Source organism: Antarcticirhabdus aurantiaca (assembly GCF_009765365.1).
GTDB classification, from domain to species: Bacteria; Pseudomonadota; Alphaproteobacteria; order Rhizobiales; family Rhizobiaceae; genus Antarcticirhabdus; species Antarcticirhabdus aurantiaca.
In genome coordinates this window covers 1-23,882 of record NZ_VTOM01000034.1, presented here as the reverse complement: position 1 = coordinate 23,882, position 23,882 = coordinate 1, and the positions used below count along the sequence as shown (strand labels likewise).

Below are 23,882 nucleotides of genomic sequence, written 5' to 3'. Positions count from 1 at the left end.
CGCATGCGTACACCGGATGAGGACTTCGGAAAGGCTACGCGGCAGAGGAGCGCCGATCAACCGACTGTCGTCCGACTTGGGTACGCAAGCGGACCAACAGCGGTCCGGGAGTCTGGTCCAGACTCGGGTACGGTCCCCACGCGGTTGCTGAGCGGCGCCCTGCCAACAGCGATCCTCGCATCCGACCGCGGGATCGCCGGATGATCAGGCGGCGGCGACACGAAAGGTCCGGCCTGCGACGACGAGGAGGGCCTTCATCGCCAGCACTTCCTGAGGCGGAGCTGGACATGACGCCCCACGGATTATCTTCCGTGGATCGGGCGACCGCGCTGAGCGCACGCGCCAGGAACGGAGCGACGACTGTGGATCGGCAGGCACCAAGCGAGGCGGACGTCGCATGGCCGCACGGTGACGGTCCCACGGTATCGGCGCTTTTGGCGGCGAAGCGACACGAGGCGGGCCTTAGCGAGACACGCGTCCGAGCGTCCTGGCGCGAGCGCCTACGCCAGCTCTATGTCGGCACCGACGAGCGCGCGATCCGCTTCCAGTGGGCCATCGCGAGCGTCGATCTCGTCATCATCGCCTTCTTCGTCCTCAGTCCCGTGCTCCAGGACCTCAAGGGCTTCCTGTGGTTCGACTACGCCGTCGCGCTGCTTCTCGCCGTCGATCTCGCCGCGAGGGGAACGGCCGCCACCAGCCTCGGGCGCTGGTTCCGCAAGCCCGTCGTCTGGGTGGACCTCGTGGTTCTCGTGACCCTGCTCGCGCCCCTCTGGCTGGCCAATCTCGGCTTCCTGCGCATTCTCCGCCTTTGGTCCCTGTCGCAGAAGGACCTGTTCTGGCGTTCGCTTCGCCGTCGCGGCTACCAGGAATGGGAGGACGTCGGCCGGGCGGCGGTCAACCTCGTCACCTGCCTCTTCGTGATCACCGGCTTCGTCTTCACCGCCTTCGCGCGGTCGGGTTCGGGCATGGAGGGCTGGGTCGACGCCTTGTACTTCACGGTCGCGACGATCACGACCACGGGCTTCGGCGACATTACCCTTCCCGGGACGGCGGGCAAGCTGACCTCGATCGTGACGATGATCGTCGGCATATCGCTGTTCGTGCGCCTCGCCCAGGCGCTGTTCCGTCCCTACAAGGTCTCGTTTCGATGCCCCCGATGCGCGCTCCTGCGGCACGAGCCGGACGCCGTCCACTGCAAGGCCTGCGGCGAGCTCTTGTCGATCCCAAATTCCGGCGAGGCGTGAGCGGTGACGTCGGCGAGGAACGTCTCCGATGATGTCCCGTCTCGACGCCGCCAGGCTGCTTCTCGTCGTTCCGGCGGCATTCGGCTGAGGCAGTCGCGTCCCTTCTCGAAGTCGCGCACGGTCGAGCGCGACACGCCAGCCTCGTCGGCAAGGCGTTCCTGGCTCCACGCGACGAGGCCCCTGGCGGCACGGCATTGCGCAGGTGTCAGCGTCGAAGCGCCCGCATCCGGGACGGCGGTACCGAGAGCTTGCGCGCCGTGTCCCCGCCTCAGCCGTGTCGGCCGACGATCAGTCGTCCGATCGCTTGGTACCGGGAGGGACTGAGTCCCTTCCGGCCTGTTCGCCGACCCGTCAGCCATGGACGAGGCGGATGGCTGCGGCGGCAGGGCTGGGCTTGTCCTCCGGCGCCGGATGGAAGGCCACGTGGTGGTGCAGGTCCTCCAGGGACCGCCGCTCGCGCTTGATGAAGTCGAGCGCCGCCTCGCGGCTGACAAAGATGCCGCCGCAGCAGTTCGAGGGCCCCTCCACGAACCAGCCGCCCGCTGCGCCGCGGCGCAGGCTGAAGCCGAGAGGGTTGGGACGGCTGTCGAGGGTGGAGAGCGCGCTCATAGGGCGACCTTCAGGGACCGAACGACATGGGCGGCGCTGACGGGAAGCAGGGAGGCCGCCAGCGCGCGGCCGACATCGGCCGACCGCTGCCGGGCCGAGCGGCAGAGCGGGTGCAGGGGGAGGCGCACCGTCGTCTCGGAGCCGACGACGTCGTGGACGAGGTCCTTCATGGCCGCCACGCCCTCGGCCTCGACGAGGTCGACGAGCGGCTTCAAGCGGGCATGCAGCGCCCGGGCCCGCTCGGCGTCGTTCCTGTCGATCGCCTCCCAGAGCGCGACCACGCCCGCCGGATCGACGTTGGCGACGGCGCTGAAGAGGCCGTCGGCGCCGAGCAGGCCGCAGGCGGTCGCGGTCGGCTCATGCGCGGCCAGGAACGTGGTGCCGTGCCGGGCCCCGCTCATGCACTCGACGTGGAGCGGGTTCGGCGAATGGTCGACGATGCCCGCGACGTTCTCGACGCGCGTCAGCTCGGCCATCTGGCCCGGCGAGAGGCGGATGTTGGTGGCGGCCTCGTCGAACTCGAGCAGGAGCGGCAGGGCCGTCGCACGGGCCACCGCCTCGACGTGGCCGCGGATGCCCGCGTAGCTCGGCTTGTTGTAGAAGGGCATGACGAGAACGAGCCCGTCCGCGCCGGCCGCGGCCGCGTCGAGGGCGAGCGCGATCGACTTCGCCGTGCTCGGCGAGCCGACGTGGGCGAGGACGGCCATGCCGTCCTTGGCCTCGCTTGCCGCCTCAACGAGGGCGATGCGCTCGGCGCGGTCGAGAGTCGAGCCCTCGCCGGCCCACCCGGCGACCGCCACCGCGGAGATGCCGGAGCGGGCCTGCCAGCGCGTGAGCGCGGCGACGCGGAAGGTGTCCACCTCCGTGTCGACGCCGACATCGGCGTCGAGCCTGGAGACGAAGGGCGTGATCAGCGAGGTGACCACGCCGGAGAATGCGGCACTCATCTGAGGAGAGCGCTCCCGTTGTTGCGACACCGGGAGAGTTCGGCAGAACCGCATAAAGGGTCCATACGAATTTGCGGGGTGCGGCCCCACGAGGACCTGTCGCCCGATCAGCCGCCGGAAAACGCGGGCGTCTCGAGCAACTCGCTACGGGTGAGGTCCGTCTCCACGTGGTCCTCCCCACCGCCGCGCCCGGCTCCGCCCGACGTCATCAGGGCATCGAGGATGGTGGCGTAGTCGGTGCCCGAGCCTGTCTCACTCCCTTCCGGAACCGCTTCCGCTCCACGCTCGCCGCCTTGATGCCCCGCCCCGGGCACGAGCCGGACATGGCCGGCCGGAACGGCGACATCGCGCGTCGGGACACCAAGGATCCAGCCCACCCGCACGATCACCGCCGACACGCGGGCATCACGGTCCACGAGCACGTCGGCCACCGTTCTCACCCGCTCTCCGTTTCGGTCGAGGAGACCGGCGCCGATGATGTGCGCCAGGCCAGTCCCGCCCGGTTGCCCGGCGGAACGATGCACGGGCGGCAGCGACGCGGCCGGGGACGGAGGGTGCGGTAGATACCGGAGACCGACGACGGCGGTCAGGAGGGCGGATCCCGCCACGATGGCCGCGAGGGCAGCCGGGACGAAGTGACGCTTCGGCATTTGGGACTCTCCCGAGGTCAGACGAGGCGATAGCCGATCCCCGGCTCGGTCAGAATGAGGCGGGGCGCGGCGGGATCGTCCTCCAGCTTCTGGCGCAGTTGCCCGACGTAGACGCGCAGGTACTGCGTGTTGCCCTCGTTCGCCGACCCCCAGACCTCGCGCAGCAGGTGGGTGTGGGTGACCACCCGGCCCGCGTTCCGGAACAGGGCGAGCAGCACGTCGAACTCGCGGCGCGTCAGCCGCACCTCCCGTCCGCCCTTGCGCACCACGTGGGCCGCGACGTCGACCGAAACGTCGCCGGACACGAGGACGCCCCCGCCCGTCGCCTTGGCATGGCGCATCGCGGCGCGCAGCCGCGCCATCAGCTCGCCGACCCCGAACGGCTTCTCCACGTAGTCGTCGGCGCCCAGATCCAGGGCGCGCACCTTCTCCGCCTCACGGTCGCGCGCCGAGAGCACCACGATCGGCACCTGCGAGACCTTCCTGATGCGCTGGATCACCTCCTTGCCGTCGAAGTCGGGCAGCCCGAGGTCGAGGACGATGGCGGCGGGATCCTCTCCCGCCGCGAGCTTGAGCGCGTCGGTTCCCGTCATCGCCTGAACGACGCGGTAGCCCTCTGCGGTGAGCACGGGCCGGAGGAAGCGGTGGATGGCGATCTCGTCGTCGACCACGAGGATGGTCGGCAGGCTCATGCGGGTGCTCCTTCCCCGGCCGGCAGGTGCACGCGGAAGGCTGCGCCGCGCGGGCGGGCGGGATCGTTCGGCAGGAGCTCGACGGTGCCCCCGTGTGCCTCGACGATGCCCTTGGTGATGGCAAGCCCGAGGCCGGCGCTGTCGCCCCCGTCGGCGCCCGAGGTGCGGTGGCGGGTGAACTTCTCGAAGACCTGGGGCCGAAGCCCGTCCGGCACGCCGGGACCGTCGTCGTCGATCTCCACCGTGACGCCGTCCGGGCTTCGGCGCGCCGAGAGCATCACGCGCGCGTTCGGTCCCGCGTGCCTGACGGCGTTGCCGACGATGTTGCCGAGCGCTTGGTCGAGGAGCGTGCCGTCGGCATGGGCGAGGATCGGCTCCTCGGGCAGGTCGACGGCGAAGCCCTGCGTCGCCCCGCGCCGCCGCGCCGACTCGACGATGCGGTTGAGGATCTCGCCGACGTCGATCCAGTCGCGGTTGATCTCGAGCGCCCCGGCCTCGAGGCGCGTCATGGACAGGAGGTTCCTCACCATCTGGTCGAGGTGGCGCGCCTCGTCGCGCACGCCCGCCAGGAGGTCGCGCCGGGCCTCGTCGTCGAGGCGCTCGCCGTAATCGATGAGGGCCGTCGCCGAACCGAGGATCGAGGCGAGCGGCGTCCTGAAGTCGTGGCTGATCGAGGCGAGGAGGATGTTGCGCACCCGCTCGGTCTCGGCGGCGGTGCGCGCGGCGCGCACCTCCGTCGAGAGGAGCGCCCGGCCGAGCGCCGCGGCGGTCTGTTCGGCAAGCGCCGCCAGAAGGGCGCGCGCTTCCGCGTCGAGGGGCGCGTTGTCGCCTGGGCGTTCGAGACCGAGGACGCCGACGCGCTGGTCCGCCACGTCGAGAGGCGTGAAGAACCAGCCGCTCGAGGGAAGCGTCTGCGTGCCCGCGCCCGCCGCCTCGCCGTGCTCGAAGGACCAGCGCGCGGCGGTGCGCGCGGGCACGTCGAGGCGGTCGTCCGGCGGCCAGGCGGCGGCGATCTCGAGGTCGGCCCCTTCGGGCCGCAGGATCACCGCCGCGCGGCCGAGCGCCGCGTTGATCTCGCTCGCCGCCGCCTCGAGAACCGCGTTCGCGTCGGGAAGCGCGGAGAGGGTGCGGGTGAACTCGTAGAGCCGCCGGGCGGCTCGGGTGCGCCGGGCCGAGGCGCGCATCTGCTCGCGCGCCTGGCCCGCGACGGCCGAGATGGTGACCGCGATGATCAGGAAGACGGCGAGCGCCAGCAGCTCGTGCGGCCGCGCGATGGTGAACGTTCCGGCCGGGTCGATGAAGAAGAAGTTGTAGGCCCCGAAGGACAGGAAGGAGGCGAGGACGGCGGGCCACACGCCGATGAGGATGGCCGGAACGAGGACGGCGAGGAGGTAGAGCATCGAGACGTTCGGCAGCGGCACGAAGCGCACGAGCTGAGTGCCCAGCAGCGTCGCGGCCGCGACGCTTGCGGCTGCGGCGGGATAGGCGGTCCAGCTCCCCATTTCCGGAAGGGTCCATCGCCTCCACGCCGCCTCCCGGTCCTCGGTCAGGACGAGGACCGACACGCCCCTGGCGCGCCGCACCATGGCGTCGGCGAGGCTGCCCTTGGACCAGGGCAGCCATGCGCGCCCGACCCGTGCACGGCCGACGACGATCTGCGTGACGTTCTCGAAGCGGGCGAAGCGCAGGATCTCGGTCGGGAGGTCGGAGCCGACGAGGCTCTGCGTCTCGGCGCCCAGGCTCTTGGCAAGCTGCATCGCCACGTCGAGCTTGGCCGCGGCCGGGCCGTCGAGGGTGACGCCCGGCCGCTCGATGGTGACGGCGAACCAGTGGGCGCCGAGGAGGTCGGCGAGGCGCTTGCCCTCGCGCACCAGCCGCTCGGCCGCGTCGTCGGGGCCGAGGCAGACGAGGAGCCGCTCGCCCGCCGCCCAGGGCCCCTCGATCGCCCCGCCCTGCATGCGCTCCAGGAGGTCGGAGTCGACGCGGCTCGCCACCTGGCGCAAGGCCAGCTCGCGCAAGGCGGTCAGGTTGGAGGGCTTGAAGAAGTTCTGCGTCGCCCGCGTCGCGGTGTCCTCGACGTAGACCTTGCCCTCCGCGAGGCGGCGGATCAGCTCGTCCGAGGGCAGGTCGACGAGCACGATCTCGTCGGCGGTCCTCAGCGTCGTGTCCGGCACGGTCTCGCGCACGCGAACGCCCGTGATCCTCTGGACGACGTCGTTGAGGCTCTCGACGTGCTGGACGTTCATCGTGGTCCAGACGTCGATGCCGGCGCGCAGGCAGTCGGCGACGTCCTGCCAGCGCTTGGGGTGGCGCGAGCCCTCGACGTTGGAATGTGCGTACTCGTCGACGAGAAGAAGGGACGGACGGCGTGCGAGGGCCGCCTCGAGGTCGAACTCGGACACCAGCCGCCCCCGGTAGGGGATGCGCGCCCGCGGCAGGATCTCGAGGTCGGCGACCATGGCCTCGGTGTCGGCGCGACCGTGCGTCTCGACGATGCCGACGAGGACGTCGCGGCCCGCGGCCTTGGCGGCCCGCGCCGCCTGGAGCATGGCGTAGGTCTTGCCGACGCCGGGCGCGGCGCCGAGGAACAGGCGCAGGCGGCCGCGCCCTTCGCGCGAGGCCTCGGCGAGGAGGGCGTCGGGGGAGGCCCGGGGCGCGTCATCCTTCGTCATCTGGTTTCCTCCGGTCGGCGGGGCGGCATCGTGCCCCAAGCGTGACGCGGACGGAGGGACACCCCTCGGGCGCCCCTCCGCGTCGGATCTCGATGTCGGGTGCGGGCGGCCATGACGGGCCGCGCGCACGCCGCGCGGGGTGTCAGCCTGTCGGCTGGGCGGCGGCCGTCGGAACACCCGCCGGGGCACCCCCGGCCGGAGCGGGCGAGTTCGCGTCGAGGGCGAGGTTGACGGCGAGGACGTTGACGCGCGGCTCGCCGAGGAGGCCGAGCGTGCGCCCGGCGGTGTTCTCGGCGATCAGGCGGCGGACCTCATCCGCGGGGATCCCGCGCGCCTGTGCGATGCGCGCGACCTGGAGCTCGGCAAATGCCGGGGAGACGTCCGGGTCGAGTCCGCTGCCCGAGGTGGTGATCGCGTCGGCTGGAAGCGTCGCCGCGCCCGTGGCCGCCTTCATGGCCTCGCCGTCCGCCTTCAGCCTCTCGGCGAGCTTGGCGCTGGTGGGGCCGAGGTTGGTGCCCGACGACGCCGAGGCGTCGTAGCCGTTGCCCGCAGCGGAGGGGCGCGGTTGGAGGTAACCAGGCTGGCTGAAGCCTTGGCCGATGAGCGAGGAGCCGACCGCCTGGCCGTCGCGCGTGACGAGGCTGCCACCCGCCTGGTTGGGGAGGACAGCCCCGGCGATGGCGGTCATGGCGGCGGGGTAGAGGAGGCCGAGAAGGACGGTGAGGATGCCGAGGAGCGTCGCCGCGGCGCGGATCTGGGAGAGCATGGCAGGAGATCCTTGGAAGGGGGTCAGGAGAGGCCAAGGCCGGAGACGACGACGTCGATCATCTTGATACCGACGAAGGGCACGAGGATGCCGCCGAGGCCGTAGACGAGGAGGTTGCGGCGGAGCACCGTCGCGGCATCCATCGCCCGGTAGGGCACGCCGCGCAGCGCCAGCGGGATCAGCGCGACGATGACGAGCGCGTTGAAGATCACCGCCGAGAGGATCGCGCTTTCCGGTGTCGCCAGGCCCATTACGTTGAGGACGCCGAGCTCCGGGATCGCCGCCACGAACAGCGCCGGGATGATCGCGAAGTACTTGGCGACGTCGTTGGCGATGGAGAAGGTCGTCAGGCTCCCGCGCGTCATCAGGAGCTGCTTGCCGATGCCGACGATCTCGATGAGCTTGGTGGGGTCCGAGTCGAGGTCGACCATGTTGCCGGCCTCGCGGGCGGCCTGCGTGCCCGTCTGCATGGCGACGCCGACATCGGCCTGCGCGAGCGCCGGCGCGTCGTTGGTGCCGTCGCCGCACATGGCGACCAGCCGCCCCTGGCGCTGCTCGTTGCGGATGTAGTTCAGCTTGTCCTGGGGCGTCGCTTCCGCGATGAAGTCGTCGACGCCGGCCTCGGACGCGATCGCCGCGGCGGTGACCGGGTTGTCGCCGGTGACCATGACGGTCCGGATGCCCATGCGGCGAAGCTCGGCGAAGCGCTCCTTGATGTCGGGCTTCACCACGTCCTTCAGGTGGATCACGCCGACGAAGCGGCCGTTCTCGGCGAGGCCGAGCGGCGTGCCGCCCGACTTGGCGATCCGTTCCACGGCCTGCGTGAACGCCTGGGGTTCGGTGACCTCGCGGCCGGCGGTCTCGCGGACGAACTTCCGGATCGCGTCCACCGACCCCTTGCGGATGGTCTTCGAACCGAGGTCGACACCCGACAACCGGGTGGCGGCGGAGAACGGGATGAATGTCGATCCCTCCTGAGGCGCGTCCGGAACGGAGATCCCGTACTTCTCCCGGGCGAGGACGAGGATCGAGCGACCTTCGGCGGTCTCGTCGGCGAGTGAAGCCTGGACGGCGATCTGGGCGGCCTCCGTCTCCGTCACGCCTTGGACGGCGACGAACTCGGAAGCCATGCGGTTGCCGAAGGTGATGGTTCCGGTCTTGTCGAGCAGCAGCGTGTCGACGTCGCCCGACGCCTCGACGGCCTTGCCCGACATGGCGAGGACGTTGTGGCGGATCAGGCGGTCCATGCCGGCGATGCCGATGGCCGAAAGGAGGCCGCCGATGGTCGTCGGGATGAGGGTGACGAGAAGCGCAACGAGGATCGGCACCGATACCGCGGCGCCCGCATAGGACGACAGGCCCGTCAGCGTCACGACGGCGATGAGGAAGATCAGCGTCATGCCGACGAGGAGGATGGTGAGCGCCAGCTCGTTGGGCGTCTTCTGGCGTTCGGCCCCTTCCACGAGGGCGATCATGCGGTCGAGAAAGGAGGAGCCGGGCGCTGCCGTGATGCGCACCACCAGCCAGTCCGACACGACCGTCGTGCCGCCGGTGACGGCCGAGCGGTCGCCGCCCGCCTCGCGGATGACGGGCGCGGACTCGCCGGTGACGGCCGCCTCGTTGACCGAGGCGATGCCCTCGACGATCTCGCCGTCGCCGGGTACGAGGTCGCCCGTCTCGACGAGGACGTGGTCGCCGACCTTGAGGTCGAGCGCCGAGACGGACTGGAGGGCGGTGCGGTCCTTGGCCGAGGCCATGCGCTTGGCCATCGTGTCGGTGCGCGCCTTTCGCAAGGAATTCGCCTGCGCCCGGCCGCGCCCCTCGGCGATGGCCTCGGCGAAGTTGGCGAAGAGGACGGTGAACCAGAGCCAGGCCATGATCTGGCCCGTGAACAGGAGCGGGTTTCCGGCGAGGAGGTCGCGGACGAAGAGCACGGTCACCACCGCCGCGACGACCTCGGTGACGAAGATCACCGGATTGCGCATGAGCGCGACGGGATTGAGTTTCTTGAAGGCGTCGATCGTGGCCCGGCCGACGAGGTCGGGCCGGAAGGTGGACGTTGCGGCCTTGGCAGCCATGGGGAATGTCCTTTGGCACGGCCGTCCCTGACGGCCGAAGGGAATGGAGGAGCTGCGACGCGCGGGATCAGCCGCCGTCCCTGAGGGCACCCCGCCGCGCGGGCGGGGTGCCAGGGTCGTCAGAAGGTCTTGCCCGCGAGCATCTGCACCTGCTCGGCGATGGGGCCGAGGGCGAGGGCGGGGAAGAACTGGAGACCGCCGAGGATCAGGATGATGCCGGCCAGCAGTCCGACGAAGAGCGGCCCGTGCGTCGGGAACGTGCCGCTGGACGGAGCCAGCTTGGTCTTGGCCACCAGCGAGCCGGCGATCGCCATCATCGGTACGATGTAGGCGAAGCGGCCGAGGAGCATGGCGAGGCCCAACGTCGTGTTCCACCAGGGCGAATTGGCCGACAGGCCGCCGAAGGCCGAGCCGTTGTTGCCCGCCGCCGACGTGTAGGCGTAGTAGATCTCCGACAGGCCGTGCGGGCCGGCGTTGCCGAGCCCGGACAGGGCCGCGGGCAGCACCGCCGAGACCGACGAGAAGCCGAGGATCGCGGTCGGCAGGATGAGGATCGCGAGGATCGCCATCTTCATCTCCTTGGCCTCGATCTTCTTGCCGAGATATTCCGGCGTGCGGCCGACCATGAGGCCCGCCACGAAGACCGAGATGATCGCGATCACGAGAATGCCGTAGAGGCCGGAGCCGACGCCGCCCGGCAGGATCTCGCCGAGCATGATGAGGACCATCGGCACCATGCCGCCGATCGGCGTGAAGGAGCCGTGCATGGCGTTGACTGCGCCGTCCGACAGGCCGGTGGTGACGGCCGCGAACATCGAGGAGGCGGCGAGCCCGAAGCGGATCTCCTTGCCCTCCATGTTGCCGCCGGTCGGGTCGAGGCCCGCGGCAGCAAGCACGGGCGTACCCGCGGCTTCCGCCCAGTAGGCGATGCCGATGCCCGTCACGAGCAGGAGCCCCATGACCGACAGGATCGCCACCGCCTGCCGGCGGTCGCCGACGAGCCGGCCGAAGGCGAAGACGAGCGCCGTCGAGACCACCAGCATCTGCCAGATCGTCAGGGCGTTCGAGAGCGGCGTCGGGTTCTCGTAGGGATGCGCGGCGTTGGCGTTGTAGAAGCCGCCGCCGTTGGTGCCGAGCTGCTTGATGGCGATCTGCGAGGCGACGGGGCCGAGCGCCAGCGTCTGCTCGCCGCCCTCCAGCGTCTGCACGGTCGCGGAGGCCTCAAAGGTCTGGGGCGTGCCCATCGCGACCTGCGCGAGGCCCGTGAGGATCGTCAGCGGCAGGAGGACGTAGAGGGTGGCGCGCGTCATGTCGGCGAAGAAGTTGCCGACGGTCTTGGCGCCCGAGCGGGCGAAGGCGCGCACCAGCGCCACCGCGAGCGCGATGCCGGTGGCGGCGGAGAGGAAGTTCTGAACCGTCAGTCCGGCCATCTGGCTGAGGTGGCTCATCGTCGTCTCGCCGCCGTAGGACTGCCAGTTCGTGTTGGTGACGAACGAGACCGCCGTGTTGAAGGCGAGGTGTGGCGAGAGGCCGGGGAAGCTCTGCGGGTTCAGCGGCAGGACGCCCTGGAAGCGCAGCAGGAGATACAGGAGCAGGAAGCCCGCGGCGTTGAAGGCGAGCATGCCCAGCGTATAGCCGAGCCAGCCCTGCTCGCGTGCCGGGTCGATGCCGGAGACGCGATAGAAGCCGCGCTCGACCGGACCGAGGACGGGGGTGAGGAAGGTCCGCTCGTTGGCGAAGACCTTCGACATGAAGGCGCCGAGCGGGACGGCGAACGCGACCACGGCCGCGAGGATGACGAGGATTTGCAGCCAGCCGACGACGGTCATGGCATCTGCCTTTCGGGACGATCGCGGGAAGGCGTCAGAACCGCTCGGGTCGGACGAGCGCGAAGACGAGGTAGCCGGCGAGGAGACACGCGACAGTGCCGCCGAGGAGAAGGTCGAACACCCCTCAGACCTCCGCGGCCCAGCGGGCATAGGCGCCCATCAAGACAAAGAATCCCAGCCCCGCGGCCAGGTACAGAAGATCGAACATGCGAGCCCTCCTTTCGGGATCGCCATCCAAGTGGACCCGATCGGCATAAAGGATCCATACGAATTTTCGCGCCGCCCGCCGGGTCGGCGTCCCGGTTGAAGCCGGCGGCGGATGGGGCATCTTTGACGCATGAGCTTTCGCGACATCCGGGACGGGTCCCGACTTCGAGCCGATCCACCGCCGACACGCTGCCCGGACCGGGCGGGGTCGTGAGGGAGCAACTCCGTCACCCGGCGCGTCTCGTGCCGCTGTCCTTCGCGATCGCCGTCGCGCTCGGGACGGCGCTCCTGATGCTGCCCGTCTCGCGGGCCGGGCCGGGCGGCGCCGACTTCGTGACCGCCCTGTTCACGGCGACCTCGGCGGCCTGCGTCACCGGTCTCATCGTCGTCGACACGCCGACCTACTGGAGCCCCTTCGGGCAGGGCGTGATCCTCGTCCTCATACAGGTGGGCGGCTTCGGCATCATGACCGGGGCGACGCTGCTCGGGCTGCTCGTCAGCCGCCGCCTCGGCCTGCGCACGCGCTTGGTCGCGCAGGCCGAGACCCGCATCCTGTCCATCGGCGACGTCGCGCCGGCGCTTCGCCTGATCCTGGCGGCCACACTCGCTGTGGAGGCCCTCGTCTGGATCGTCCTGGCGCTGCGGTTGCGCCTCGCCTACGGCGAGCCCTGGCCGGGGGCGATCTGGAACGGCCTGTTCCATTCCGTCTCCGCCTTCAACAACGCCGGGTTCTCGACCTATACCGACAACGTCATGGGCTTTGCCTCGGACTGGCTGTTCCTCGGCCCGATCATGCTCGCGGTGGCCGTCGGCGGCATCGGCTTCCCGGTCATCGCCGACCTATGGCGCAACCGGCAGCCCGCCCGGTGGTCCGTCCACACCAAGGTCACGCTCCTCGGCTCGGCCGTCCTCCTCGCCCTCGGCACGCTCGCTGTCCTCGCCTACGAGTGGTCGAACCCCGGCACCATCGGCGACGCGCCGCTCCACGAGCGGATCCTCGGGGCGCTGTTCCACTCGGTGGTCTCGCGCACGGCGGGCTTCAACTCGCTCGACGTCGCGGAGATGACCACCGCGACCCTCCTCGTCACCAACGCCCTGATGTTCGTCGGCGGGGGCAGTGCCGGGACCGCCGGCGGCATCAAGGTGTCGACGGCGTTCGTCCTGCTGCTGACCGTCTGGGCGGAGATCCGCGGCGAGGAGGACACCGTGGCCTTCCGGCGTCGGCTCTCGTCGCACGTCCAGCGGCAGGCGCTGTCCGTCGTGGTCGCCGCCCTCCTGATCGTCGCCGCGGCGACCCTCTATCTCGAGACGGTGACGTCGTTCCCGCTCGAGCTCATCATGTTCGAGGTCGTGTCCGCCTTCGCGACGGTCGGCCTTTCGGCCGGGATCACGGCCCAGCTCCCGCCGTCCGGCGAGCTCGTCCTCGTCGTCCTGATGTTCCTCGGGCGGGTCGGTTCGATCACCTTCGCGACCGGGCTGGCCCTGGCGGCGGGACGGCGCCCCTATCAGTATCCGGAGGAGAGACCCATCATTGGCTAGGCGCGGCGGGAAGACGGGAAGCGTGGTGGTTATCGGCCTCGGTCGCTTCGGCGGGGCGGTGGCGGACTCGCTCGTTCGCCTTGGGCACGAGGTGCTGGCGATCGACGAGGACGGCGCGCTGGTCCAGTCATGGTCCGACAGGCTGACCCACGTGGTTCAGGCGGACACCACCAATGTCGAGACGCTCCGGAAGCTCGGTGTCGGCGAGTTCGAGCGCGCGGTGGTCGGCATCGGCACGGACATCGAGGCGAGCCTGATGACCGTCCTGGCACTCAGCGAACTCGAAGTTCCGGACATCTGGGCGAAGGCCGTGACCCCGAAGCACGGGCGCCTTCTCGAGCGAACCGGTGCCCATCACGTCGTCTACCCGGAGGCGGCGATGGGCGAGCGTGTCGCCCACCTCGCGACGGGCAAGATGATCGACTTCATCGAGTTCGACGACGGCTTCGCGATCGTTAAGACCAGGGCGCCGAGGGAGAGCCACGATAGGTCGCTGGCCGAGAGCGCGCTTCGATCTCGCCACGGTGTGACGGTCGTCGGCGTGAAGCGGCCGAACGCCGACTTCGACTACGCCCGTCCCGAAACGGTGATCCGGCCCGGCGACCTCCTCATCGTGTCGGGGCCGACCGAGGCCGTGGAGCGCTTCGCGGCCATCGACTGACGGGGGATGTCCGCCCCGCCGCCCAACCGGTCTTGGCCATCCGGACCGGGTGGCCTATCTTGCCTTCCATTGGCGTGTGCTGCGTGCGCCTAGGGCTTCCCTGAACCGACGGAGAACTGGATCAACCTTTCGCAAGAAGGAACGCGAAGCCATGTCCTCTCCGCCTGCCGCCGAGACGCGCACCCAGCGCCCGTCGAGCTTCCTGCGCCGCTTCATGGCCAACGAGGCGTCCGGCGGCCTCGTCCTGATGGCCGCCGCGGCGCTCGCGCTCGTCGTCGCCAACTCGCCCGCAGCCCCGGCCTACTTCGAGGCCCTGCACGTCTATGTCGGCGGCCTTTCGATCCAGCACTGGATCAACGACGCCCTCATGGCCGTGTTCTTCCTGCTCGTCGGGCTGGAGATCAAGCGCGAGGTCGTGGGCGGGCAGCTCTCGACATCGCAGGCGCGTATCCTGCCCGGGCTCGCGGCGCTGGGCGGCATGGCGGCGCCCGCGCTCATCTACCTCGCGTTCAACGCCGCCTCGCCCGAGAGCGTCGGGGGCTGGGCGATCCCCGCCGCCACCGACATCGCCTTCGCGCTCGGCGTCCTGTCGCTTCTGGGCAAGCGAGTGCCCGTGTCGCTGAAGGTCTTCCTGACGGCACTCGCCATCATCGACGACCTCGGCGCCGTTCTCATCATCGCCTTCTTCTACACCGCCGACCTCAACGTCGAGGCGCTGCTCGGCGCGGGCTTCGTCACCGCGATCCTCGTCGCGATGAACCGGATCGGCATCACGAGCCTTCGCTTCTACCTCGTGCTCGGCGCGGCGCTCTGGCTCTTCGTGCTCCTGTCCGGCATCCATGCGACGCTCGCCGGCGTGATCCTGGCGCTCACCATCCCGCTCGTCGTCGAGATGCCCGGCCTCCAGACCGAGGAGCCGCCGCTCCTCAAGCTCGAGCACGCTATCCAGCCGTGGGTCGCCTTCGCGATCGTGCCGATCTTCGGCTTCGCCAATGCGGGCGTCTCGTTCGCGGGCTTCAGCCCGGCGGCGCTGCTCGATCCCGTGCCCCTCGGCATCGCCGCCGGCCTCTTCATCGGCAAGCAGATCGGCGTCTTCGGGCTCGTGACGCTGGCGGTGAAGGCGCGCTGGGCGAGCCTGCCGGAGCGAGCCACCTGGACACAGGTCTACGGCGTGTCGCTCCTGTGCGGCATCGGCTTCACCATGAGCCTCTTCATCGGCCTCCTCGCCTTCCCGACGAACCAGCTCCTCCAGGACGAGGTGAAGCTCGGCGTTCTCCTAGGGTCGGTCATCTCGGGCATCGTCGGCGCCGCGGTGCTGCGCTTCTCGCGGTCCCGCATGCCCATCGCCGCTGACCCGGCATAAGGCGAAGGATCTGCCAGTGGCGGTCTAGCTATCTCTTCTGCGGGCGCACCATGGAGGCACATGTTCCGTGCAGCGGCCTTGATTGGCCGCCGAGCCCATGAGGTTTTCTCCGGACTGACAATGTCCGCTTCCGGGATTGGTAAAGTGAATGCGGCAGGACAGGAAGGGGTCGAGAGCGGATGGGCCGCTTTCGAGCGTCCGCTTCCGCGGTGTCGACCGGCTCGCTCGGGTGGTAAGCTGTCGGTCTGCTCATGAGCGTAGGAGGGCTCGAAGCTGTCATTAGCCCCAGCCTCGCGCCTTCGCAGATCCCCTCGGTCGTCGAGGCTGAAAGTGCTGACAAAGCTTCGGGAACCTGACAAAAGCGGCCAAAAATCGAAAGGCCGCTTCCATCGTGCAGAGCATTACGACGACGTTGGACCTCCGGCAGTTCGTCTCGCGTCACCGGCAGGCAGAACGACCTATCGGCTTTGTGCCAACCATGGGTGCGCTGCATCACGGGCACATGGCATTGGTCGACCGGTGCCGAGCCGACAACGATGTGACCATCGTCAGCGTCTTTGTAAACCCGACCCAGTTCGGTCCGAGCGAGGATTTCGACGCCTACCCCCGCGACTTGGAGCGCGATCTCGCTCTGTGCCGTGCCCATGGTGTCGATGCCGTATTCCATCCCGGCGTAGAGGAGATGTATCCCGAACCCCTCCTAACAGTCGTTGAGGTCGCCGACCTATCGACGATCCTGATCGGGGAACAGCGGCCCGGTCACTTCCGGGGTGTCGCGACGGTTGTGACCAAGCTGCTCAACCTTGTGGAGCCCGATCGGGCCTATTTCGGGGAAAAGGACTTCCAGCAGTTGGCCGTCGTCCGGCGAGTGGCGCTGGACCTGTCGATGCGCACGTCGATCGTCGGCGTCCCGACGGTTCGCGAGGCCGATGGTCTTGCGGCCTCGTCCCGCAACGTTCGCCTGACCCCCGACGAAAGAAAAGCGGCGCCAGCGATCTACGAGGGGATGCAGGCAGCCGTACGGCTGTCTGCGAGGGGAGAGCGCGATACCGTGCTGCTTCTGAACGCGGTCCGCTCACGATTGGCACGGGAGCCTTCGATCGCCCTCCTGTCTTGCGATCTGCGCGATAGCGCAACGCTCGACCCACTGGACCGCGTCATGAACAGACCAGCCGTGCTGCTCGTCACCGCACGGCTTGGATCCGTCGTTCTCATCGACCAGGTCGAGTTGCACCCGGACGCCATCAGAGAAGGATCCGCCGCATGAGCGTCGAGGTTGCACGCAAGGCCATCACCGTTCCAGGCATTCGCGCACGAAAAGGTGAGCGTCCGATCGTCGCCCTCACAGCCTACAACGCCCTGACTGCTCGGTTCGTCGATCGCCATGCCGACGTGATCCTTGTCGGGGACAGCGTGGCCATGGTCGAGCACGGCCTGCCATCTACCCTTGGCGCGACGATGGAGATGATGATCCTGCATGGGCAGGCTGTCGTGCGGGCGACCAGCCGTGCTCTGGTCGTCGTCGACATGCCGTTCGGATCGTTCGAAGCCAGTCCCAAGGACGCATTCCGCAACGCGTCTCGCCTCCTGGCCGAAACCGGATGCTCGGCGGTGAAGCTCGAAGGCGGACAGGCCATGGCGGACACGATCGCGTTCCTGGCCGCCCGCGGTGTGCCGGTGATGGCGCATATCGGCTTGATGCCACAGGCGATGATGACGTCGGGCGGTTTTCGAACGCAGGGGCGAGACCGGAGCGACTGGGAACGCCTTCACGAGGATGCCCGCAGCGTCGCGCAGGCCGGTGCATTCTGCGTGGTTCTCGAAGGCATGGTCGAGCCGCTTGCGGATGAGATCACGCAGCGGATCGACATCCCGACGATCGGTATTGGCGCCTCGGCTCGGTGCGACGGACAGATCCTCGTCTTAGAGGACATGCTCGGCCTTAACGATCGTGTTCCCCGCTTCGTCAAGCGGTTTGGCGATCTTGCAAGCGGCATGAACACCGCGATCGAGGCCTACGCTCAGGCCGTCACGGGCAGGCGGTTCCCAAACGAGAACAACGTCTACAAACCGAAGGAGTCCTGAGATCGCGTCTGTTCTTCGACTAAGCGGCGCAGCCGTGTCCGCTTGTGGAGCCGCGTATCCCAGCCTCCGACGGTAGACTTGGGTCGGATGCAGCCGTTTCACTCGCACGTGCTACAGTCGGGTGACGGGGCAATTCGACCAATGTAAGGACAGGGGCTGAACCCGGCGAGGTTGCCGAGGGTCGGCTTGGCTTCTCTCGATCGCTTCGATGCTGGACATGCGCCCTCACCATCTTCATGCCGGCCGCCTCGACGCCCTGCGCCGCAGCGGGCTTCTCGACCGGTCGCCCGAAGACGAGTTCGGCCACCTGGCCGATCATGTGCGTGACGTGCTCGACGTGCCGGTCGCTATCGTCACGCTCGTGGACGAGGACCGGCAGGTGTTCGCGGGACATAGCGGCCTGCCGGAGCCCTGGGCCGGTCGCGGCGAGACGCCGATGACGCATTCCTTCTGCCAGCACGTCGTGGACCGCCGGGCGCCGCTGGTCACAAGCGACGCGCGCCTCGATCCGCTGCTTCGCGACAACGCGGCGATCGGCGATATCGGAGTCGTCGCCTACCTCGGCATCCCGCTTTCTCTTCCGGACGGCGAGGTGGTCGGCGCGCTCGCGGCCATCGACACGCAGCCGCGGGACTGGAGCGAGGCAGACATGCGCCGCCTGCGCTCGATCGCCCGCACGGTCGAGAAGGAGATGGCGGTCCGCATCTCGGAAAGCCGGTGGCGGTCACTCTTCGAGGGGTTGCAGGAAGGCTTCATCCTGGGCCGGGTCGTGCGCGACACGGCCGGGCGCATCGTCGACTGGCGCTACGAGGCGGTCAACGACGCCTGGCACGACCTCCTCGGCATTCCGCGCGGCACGGCGGTCGGGCGCACGGTTCGAGAGCTTCTTCCCGGCGTCGAGGACGAGTGGGTCAGCGAGTTCGCCCGCGTGGTCGAGCTGGGCGAGCCCGTTCGCTTCACCCGCCGCGTCGGCACCCTGGAGCGCTGGTACGACGGCTCCGCGCAACCGATCGGCGGCGACCATTTCACGGTCTTCTTCAGCGAGGTCACCGAACGCATCAAGCGAGACCGTCGCCAGGCGACCCTTCTGACGCTGGCCGACGAACTGCGCGGCCGATCGGACCTGGAAACGATCGTGACGGCCGCGGCGCGCTGCCTTGCCGACGGCCTGGACGTCGACCGCGTCGGATCGGGCATCGTCAACCTGCGCGAGGACACGATCGACGTTCGTGCCGACTGGTGCGAGCCGGGCGTGTCCAGCGTTGCCGGCCGGCATGCGTTCTCCTCCTATGGATCCTACATCGCGGACCTGAGACGCGGCGACGTCGTCGCGGTGGACGACATCTCGATGGATCCGCGAACAAGCGGGCGGCAGGCGGCCTTCGACGCTATCCAGACCCGATCCTTTCTCGACCTGCCCATCAGCTTCGACGGGCGCCTGTACGCGGTGGTCTTCGCGCACTCGCGCCTTCCGCGCCCCTGGACGGACGGGGAGCGGCAGTTCGTCGATCAGGTGAGCGAGCGCGTGCGCGTGGCGCTGACGCGGCAGCGGATGGAAGATGCCCAGCGCGTCCTGACTCAGGAGATGGCGCACCGCATGAAGAACTCGCTGTCCATGGTGCAGGCGATCGCCACGCAGACGCTCCGGCAGGCCCACACGATGGACGAGGCGCGGGAGGCCATCTCGAGCCGCCTTTCGGCCCTCGCGCGAGCCCAGGACATCCTGACGCAGACCAACTTCACCGAAGCGGACGTATGCGAGGTCGTCAACGCGGCGATCGCCCCACATCGTGTGGCGAGCGACCGCATCTCCATCGCGGGTCCGCATGCCGCCCTTTCGGCGCAGCAGGCGCTCGGCCTCAGTCTGGCGATCCACGAGCTGGCGACGAACGCGGCAAAGTACGGCGCTCTGTCGAGCGCGGTGGGTCACGTCGCTATGACGTGGAGTGCCGTGGACGACACGTTCGTGTTCCGCTGGATCGAAACCGGAGGGCCGTTGGTTGTGGCACCGCAGCGGCGTGGGTTCGGCTCGAAGCTGATCGAGCGCATCGTTGCCGCCTACTTCGATGGCGAGGGTCGCATCGAGTTCGATCCCGCCGGCATCCGTTTTACCCTGACAGGCGCGCTCGCCGAGCCCGACAGCCGCCCGACCGCCTGAACAGCAACCGACGCCTGAACAGCAAGCCATGGCCCAATCCTTCGATCCCGCCCGATACGCAGTCCTCATCGTTGAAGACGATGCGCTTGTACGGGCCGAGGCCGTGGACCTTTGCGAGGAGGCAGGCTTCACGACCTACGAGGCGCGCAACGCCGATCAGGCCATCCGCCTGCTCGAGCGCCACTCCGACATCCGCGTGCTATTCACCGACGTCGAGATGCCCGGCACCATGGACGGGCTTAAGCTGGCGAGGGCGGTGCGTGATCGATGGCCGCCGGTCGCGATCATCGTCACTTCCGGGCGCATACAGGTCGAGGCAACGGACATGCCGGAGAACGGGCTGTTCTTCGCCAAGCCCTATCCGCCCCGGGGCATCATCAAGGCCCTCAATGACATCGCAGCGCGGATCCAGAACTGAACTGCTCCTTCGTCCCTCGCAATACGCTTGGAGTGTCTGGGTCCTGACGCTTGAGGGTCTCCGCTGGTCGTCCGCGAAGCCCTTTAGTGCTTGGATCACTTTCGGGATTCAACTTTGTTGGCGCTGATCACCTCACGGGCGATTTCCTGCCAACCCCATGGGGAGCGGCAAACCGGATTTCGGCTATGTGCCTGCGAGCGAGGCGCCGTCTCGGCCTTCGATGAACGCGGTCTCGCGTCCTTCCGGGCAAGCAGCAAGGTGCTCACTGGCCAGGAAGCAACCGGCGGAAGGAACCGCCGTTTGCAAGGAGTCAAAAAATTGAGGGGCGGGCCGGAACTCTTCTTTGACGACCTTCAAAGAACTGACCCCTCTTCGACTTGGTCTTAAGCCTCGTGAGGTTAGCTGGGCCCGCCAAAAGGGACGCAGCAACATGAAAGCCTACATCCAGGACACCGTCCGGAACGAAGAAGCGCGCTTGAACGCGCTGCGGGACCTGAACCTCCTGGACACCTCGCCGAGCGACAGCTTCGACCGCCTGACCCGGCTCGCGAGCAAGCTGCTCGACGCACCCGTCTCGACGATCTCGCTGACGGATCGCGATCGCCAGTGGTTCAAGTCGAAGGTGGGCGTGGACATCACGGAGATCCCGCGCGAGCAGGCGCCGTGCAGCTACGCCATCGGTGACAACGGGATCTTCGTCGTTCCCGATCTGCAAGCCGACCCGCGGTTCGTCGGCAGTCCCCTCGCGCAGGCCGGCATCCGGTTCTATGCCGGCGCGCCGCTCTTCACCCGGCAAGGATACGGCCTCGGCACCCTATGCGTCGTCGACGAGAAGGTGCGCGACCTCGACGAGGAGGGCCGCCAGGTGCTTCGTGATCTCGCGGGCATGGTGATGAGCCAGATCGAGCTCAGCAACACCATCGGCCGATCCGACGCGGTCACCGGACTGCCGAACCAGCACCAGATGTTCGAGGACATCGAGGACCTTGCTCGCCTCCATCCCGGCGACACCGCGACGGCGTTGATGTTCGAACTCGTGTCCCAGCAGCAGTCCGGGCAGGGACAGCGCGTTCTCGGCAGCAACTTTACCGAGGCGCTCGTGCGGGGCGGCGCGTCGCGCCTGCGCCGGAACCTGGGTAACTCGTCGAGGCTCTACCACGTCGGTCCGACGAGGCTCGCGGTTCTGGTGACGCCGGAATTCGGCGGCGACATCGAGGTGCTGATCTCCTCCTTGGCGGATCTCCTTGGCGACCCGGTCGAATGCGATGGCATCCCGGTCACGCCGACCCCGGCTGTCGGATCGTGCCTCTTCCAGCTCGGCGAGTTGTCGCCCCGCGATGTCCTGCGGCGGATGCTGAACGCCGTCGAGGATGCCATGCTGTCCGATGATGGCCGCGCCGACTACTCACCGGCGCATGACCTCCGCCACGCCCGCAGCTTCATGCTGCTGAACGAATTCAAGGCGGCGTTGGAGACGCCGGGGCAGCTCCGCCTCGACTACCAGCCTCGCATCGACCTCGCCGACGGCGCCTGCCGGGGCGTCGAGGCGCTGCTTCGGTGGACACATCCGCAATTCGGTCCGATCCCGCCCTTCGACTTCATACCCGGCGTCGAGCAGACGGCCTTGGCAAAGCCTTTGACGGAGTGGGTCGCGCGAACGGCCCTTGCCCAGATGGCGGCCTGGCGCACGCAGGGCATCGATCTGAAGGTCTCGATCAACGTTTCGGCGCTGAACCTCGACGAGCCCGACTTCGCCGAGCGAATCCTTGACCTTGTTCGGGTTGGCGGTGCGGATGCCAGGATGTTGGAGCTGGAGTTCACCGAGAGCGCGGTTGCACGAAACGGCACCCGCGTCGTGCATCAGCTCGAGGCGCTCCGCGACGCCGAGATCACCATCGCGATCGACGACTTCGGGAGTGGCTACAGCAATCTCTCCTATCTCCAGAAGCTCCCGGCTTCGGTCCTGAAGGTAGACCGCGCTTTCGTCGGCGAACTGGAGACATCGGAGCGCGACCGGACGCTGGTGCGATCCGTCATCGAGATGGCCCATCAGCTCGGTTACCGCGTGGTGGCCGAAGGCATCGAGACGCAGGAGACCTACGATCTCGTCCGCTCATGGGGGTGCGACGAGGGGCAGGGCTACCTCATGGCGAGGCCGATGACTGCGGCAAAGCTCGGAGAATGGCTGCTTTCGTCGGCCCAACTCCCCGAAGTGGCGTGACGGCGAGGGCTGAGGGGGCTGAAGCTGACGAGGGCTTAATCAACGGTCGGCTATGGCGGTGTGGCAGGAGCGCTGGTCGCTCCGATCATTCCTGACGGCTCGGAGGGTATCCATGTCGGACAGCCAGCGCGAAGCCCTGCGCCAGAAAGCCCTGGCGGAGATCGCCCTTCTCGACACGCCGCCCGAACGCGAGTTCGACGCCCTGGCCAAGCTCGCACAGCGAATGCTGGGCACCAGCATGTCATCCGTCACGCTGATCGATCCCGAGCGCCAATGGTTCAAGGCGCGCTGCGGGCCGCTGGCACCCTGGACCGCGCGTGGTCCCGCCCTTTGCGCCGTCGTCTTCGAGAGCGAGGCGCCGATGACGGTCGCCGATGCCAGCCTCGACCCGCGCTTTGCGGACAATCCCTTCGTGGTGGGCGAGCCTCATATCCGCTTCTATGCGGGTGTGCCGGTTCGCCTGCGCCAGATGAACGGCGATCACGTGACGATCGGGACGCTCTGCGTCCTCGACGACAAGCCGCGCGAGCCGACGGCAGCCGACCTTGAGGCTCTGTCCGAGCTGGCATGTCTCGCCGAGGCCCTGGTTGAAGCTCGCGCTGTTGCCTTGCGCGCGGCAGAAGCCGCTGAACTGCGCCGCTTGGCGGTGGAGCGTTTGGAGCGCGAGCGGCGTCAGCTCAAGCAGGCCGAGCGCATGGCCGCCATGGGATCCTACCGGCACGACATCGAGCGCCACTCAACTGAATGGTCGGACGGCGTCTTCGCCATCCACGAGTTGCCGATCAGCGCGGGCGTGCCCAACGGCGAGATCCTGAACTTCTTTCCGGAGCCGGATCGAACGGCCTTTCTGGATGGGGTGATGCGCACCCTGGACTCTGGAGAGCCGTTCGACCTGGAGGCAGACTTCATCACGGCGAGGGGCAACCGGCGCCGCGTGCGCTGCTCGTGCGAGATCGAGCTGTCGAAGGGCAAACCTGCTGCGCTGATCGGGGTGATCCAAGACATCTCCGAACGCCATGCCCTGGAAAGCCGCCTTCGGCATCGAGCATGCACCGACGGCTTGACGGAGCTCGCAAACCGGGCCGAGTTCCATCGTGTCCTCGATCAGCGGCTTCGCGAGGCACGCGCGGCACACGAGGAGCTTGCGGTCCTCCTGATTGATCTCGACGGGTTCAAAGCGGTCAACGATGCGTTGGGCCATGCTGCCGGCGACGACGTACTGCGCCGCGTCGCCGATCGCCTCCGCCGACCGACCTATGACCGCTGCTTCACGGCGCGTCTTGGCGGCGACGAATTCGCGGTCATCGTGCCTGCGGCGGTCGGACGCGCAGGATTGGCTCCGATGGTCGATCATCTGCTTCGCGACCTCGACATCGTTGTGACCGAAGCTGGACAGATCGCTCGCGTCACCGGCTCGGTCGGCATTGCTTGGTCGAAAGGGGGAATTGAGGGCGGCGACACGCTGCTACGCCACGCCGACGCTGCCCTTTATGAAGCCAAGCGTAGGCAGAAGGGCACAGCGCGGACCTACCTGGAGAACTCTGCCGTTCGTCAGAAAGGGTGAGGTGCGGAATGGCCGCTTTCGGGAACGCTCCAAAAGCCGCGGAACGGCAATGAAGGGTCCAGGCCGTGTCAAAACGTCGAGCTTGGTTGTTGTTTGAGGTTTCGGGGCTGATCGCACGGTTGGGCGCAGAGATACGGCGCTCTACTGCTGCTTTTTGCGATGGTCGAGGGACAGAGCGA

General features: G+C 68.5%; 20 protein-coding genes. 10 read left to right on the top strand and 10 right to left on the bottom strand.

The features are described 5' to 3' along the window. Positions 1 to 434: 434 nt before the first annotated feature. Entirely contained in the window at positions 435 to 1,244 is an 810-nt protein-coding gene (locus FZN60_RS26865) for a potassium channel family protein (protein WP_246727240.1), read from the top strand. Here the strand turns inward: FZN60_RS26865 and FZN60_RS29465 are convergent. From FZN60_RS29465 to kdpF, 10 genes are all read right to left on the bottom strand, one after another. Beyond that, positions 1,130 to 1,603 carry a helix-turn-helix transcriptional regulator gene (locus tag FZN60_RS29465; protein ID WP_199266663.1) on the bottom strand — a complete coding sequence of 158 codons (474 nt, stop codon included), beginning with the start codon at positions 1,601 to 1,603 and terminating at the stop codon, positions 1,130 to 1,132. The genes FZN60_RS26865 and FZN60_RS29465 overlap by 115 nt on opposite strands. Continuing rightward, a complete protein-coding gene (locus tag FZN60_RS26855) occupies positions 1,596 to 1,853 on the bottom strand; it encodes a hypothetical protein (protein WP_158877184.1) in 258 nt (85 codons plus the stop codon). The genes FZN60_RS29465 and FZN60_RS26855 overlap by 8 nt, the downstream gene beginning before the upstream one ends. Further along, entirely contained in the window at positions 1,850 to 2,800 is a 951-nt protein-coding gene (locus FZN60_RS26850) for a dihydrodipicolinate synthase family protein (protein WP_158877182.1), read from the bottom strand. The genes FZN60_RS26855 and FZN60_RS26850 overlap by 4 nt, the downstream gene beginning before the upstream one ends. Before the next feature lie 107 nt (positions 2,801 to 2,907). Next, positions 2,908 to 3,450, bottom strand: coding sequence for a PRC-barrel domain-containing protein (locus FZN60_RS26845; RefSeq protein ID WP_158877180.1), 543 nt, complete (start codon positions 3,448 to 3,450; stop codon positions 2,908 to 2,910). A gap of 17 nt (positions 3,451 to 3,467) precedes the next feature. Beyond that, positions 3,468 to 4,142, bottom strand: a complete 675-nt coding sequence (locus FZN60_RS26840) for a response regulator (protein WP_158877178.1) — start codon at positions 4,140 to 4,142, stop codon at positions 3,468 to 3,470. Continuing rightward, positions 4,139 to 6,814, bottom strand: a complete 2,676-nt coding sequence (locus FZN60_RS26835; protein WP_158877176.1) for a DUF4118 domain-containing protein — start codon at positions 6,812 to 6,814, stop codon at positions 4,139 to 4,141. The genes FZN60_RS26840 and FZN60_RS26835 overlap by 4 nt, the downstream gene beginning before the upstream one ends. Positions 6,815 to 6,956: 142 nt before the next feature. Beyond that, positions 6,957 to 7,580, bottom strand: a complete 624-nt coding sequence (gene kdpC, locus FZN60_RS26830) for a potassium-transporting ATPase subunit KdpC (protein ID WP_158877174.1) — start codon at positions 7,578 to 7,580, stop codon at positions 6,957 to 6,959. Between the two features lie 23 nt (positions 7,581 to 7,603). Further along, on the bottom strand, positions 7,604 to 9,658 hold the full coding sequence (gene kdpB, locus FZN60_RS26825; protein ID WP_158877172.1) for a potassium-transporting ATPase subunit KdpB: 2,055 nt from the start codon (positions 9,656 to 9,658) through the stop codon (positions 7,604 to 7,606). Between the two features lie 119 nt (positions 9,659 to 9,777). Next, complete coding sequence (kdpA, locus tag FZN60_RS26820) at positions 9,778 to 11,487, bottom strand: potassium-transporting ATPase subunit KdpA (RefSeq protein WP_158877170.1); 1,710 nt, start codon at positions 11,485 to 11,487, stop codon at positions 9,778 to 9,780. A 34-nt stretch (positions 11,488 to 11,521) separates the two neighbouring features. Then, positions 11,522 to 11,608, bottom strand: a complete 87-nt coding sequence (kdpF, locus tag FZN60_RS29370; protein ID WP_158877243.1) for a K(+)-transporting ATPase subunit F — start codon at positions 11,606 to 11,608, stop codon at positions 11,522 to 11,524. A 296-nt stretch (positions 11,609 to 11,904) separates the two neighbouring features. Between kdpF and FZN60_RS26810 the strand changes: the two genes are divergently transcribed. From FZN60_RS26810 to FZN60_RS26770, 9 genes are all read left to right on the top strand, one after another. Continuing rightward, entirely contained in the window at positions 11,905 to 13,233 is a 1,329-nt protein-coding gene (locus tag FZN60_RS26810; RefSeq protein ID WP_199266662.1) for a TrkH family potassium uptake protein, read from the top strand. A 22-nt stretch (positions 13,234 to 13,255) separates the two neighbouring features. Continuing rightward, positions 13,256 to 13,894, top strand: coding sequence for a potassium channel family protein (locus FZN60_RS26805; RefSeq protein ID WP_246727238.1), 639 nt, complete (start codon positions 13,256 to 13,258; stop codon positions 13,892 to 13,894). 151 nt (positions 13,895 to 14,045) lie between these two features. Continuing rightward, on the top strand, positions 14,046 to 15,257 hold the full coding sequence (gene nhaA / locus FZN60_RS26800) for a Na+/H+ antiporter NhaA (protein ID WP_158877166.1): 1,212 nt from the start codon (positions 14,046 to 14,048) through the stop codon (positions 15,255 to 15,257). A gap of 391 nt (positions 15,258 to 15,648) precedes the next feature. Beyond that, the gene (panC, locus tag FZN60_RS26795) at positions 15,649 to 16,524 is read left to right on the top strand and encodes a pantoate--beta-alanine ligase (protein ID WP_158877164.1); all 876 of its coding nucleotides are present in this window, start codon (positions 15,649 to 15,651) and stop codon (positions 16,522 to 16,524) included. After that, the gene (gene panB, locus FZN60_RS26790) at positions 16,521 to 17,342 is read left to right on the top strand and encodes a 3-methyl-2-oxobutanoate hydroxymethyltransferase (protein ID WP_158877162.1); all 822 of its coding nucleotides are present in this window, start codon (positions 16,521 to 16,523) and stop codon (positions 17,340 to 17,342) included. Before panC ends, panB begins: the two co-directional genes overlap by 4 nt. 217 nt (positions 17,343 to 17,559) lie before the next feature. Then, complete coding sequence (locus FZN60_RS26785) at positions 17,560 to 19,500, top strand: GAF domain-containing protein (RefSeq protein WP_158877160.1); 1,941 nt, start codon at positions 17,560 to 17,562, stop codon at positions 19,498 to 19,500. Positions 19,501 to 19,528: 28 nt separating this feature from the next. Beyond that, positions 19,529 to 19,918 (top strand): response regulator, encoded by a 390-nt coding sequence (locus FZN60_RS26780; RefSeq protein WP_158877158.1) that lies wholly within the window; start codon positions 19,529 to 19,531, stop codon positions 19,916 to 19,918. Positions 19,919 to 20,348: 430 nt separating this feature from the next. Continuing rightward, entirely contained in the window at positions 20,349 to 22,139 is a 1,791-nt protein-coding gene (locus FZN60_RS26775) for a sensor domain-containing phosphodiesterase (RefSeq protein ID WP_158877156.1), read from the top strand. Positions 22,140 to 22,251: 112 nt separating this feature from the next. Continuing rightward, positions 22,252 to 23,703, top strand: a complete 1,452-nt coding sequence (locus tag FZN60_RS26770; protein WP_158877154.1) for a sensor domain-containing diguanylate cyclase — start codon at positions 22,252 to 22,254, stop codon at positions 23,701 to 23,703. Positions 23,704 to 23,882: the final 179 nt, after the last annotated feature.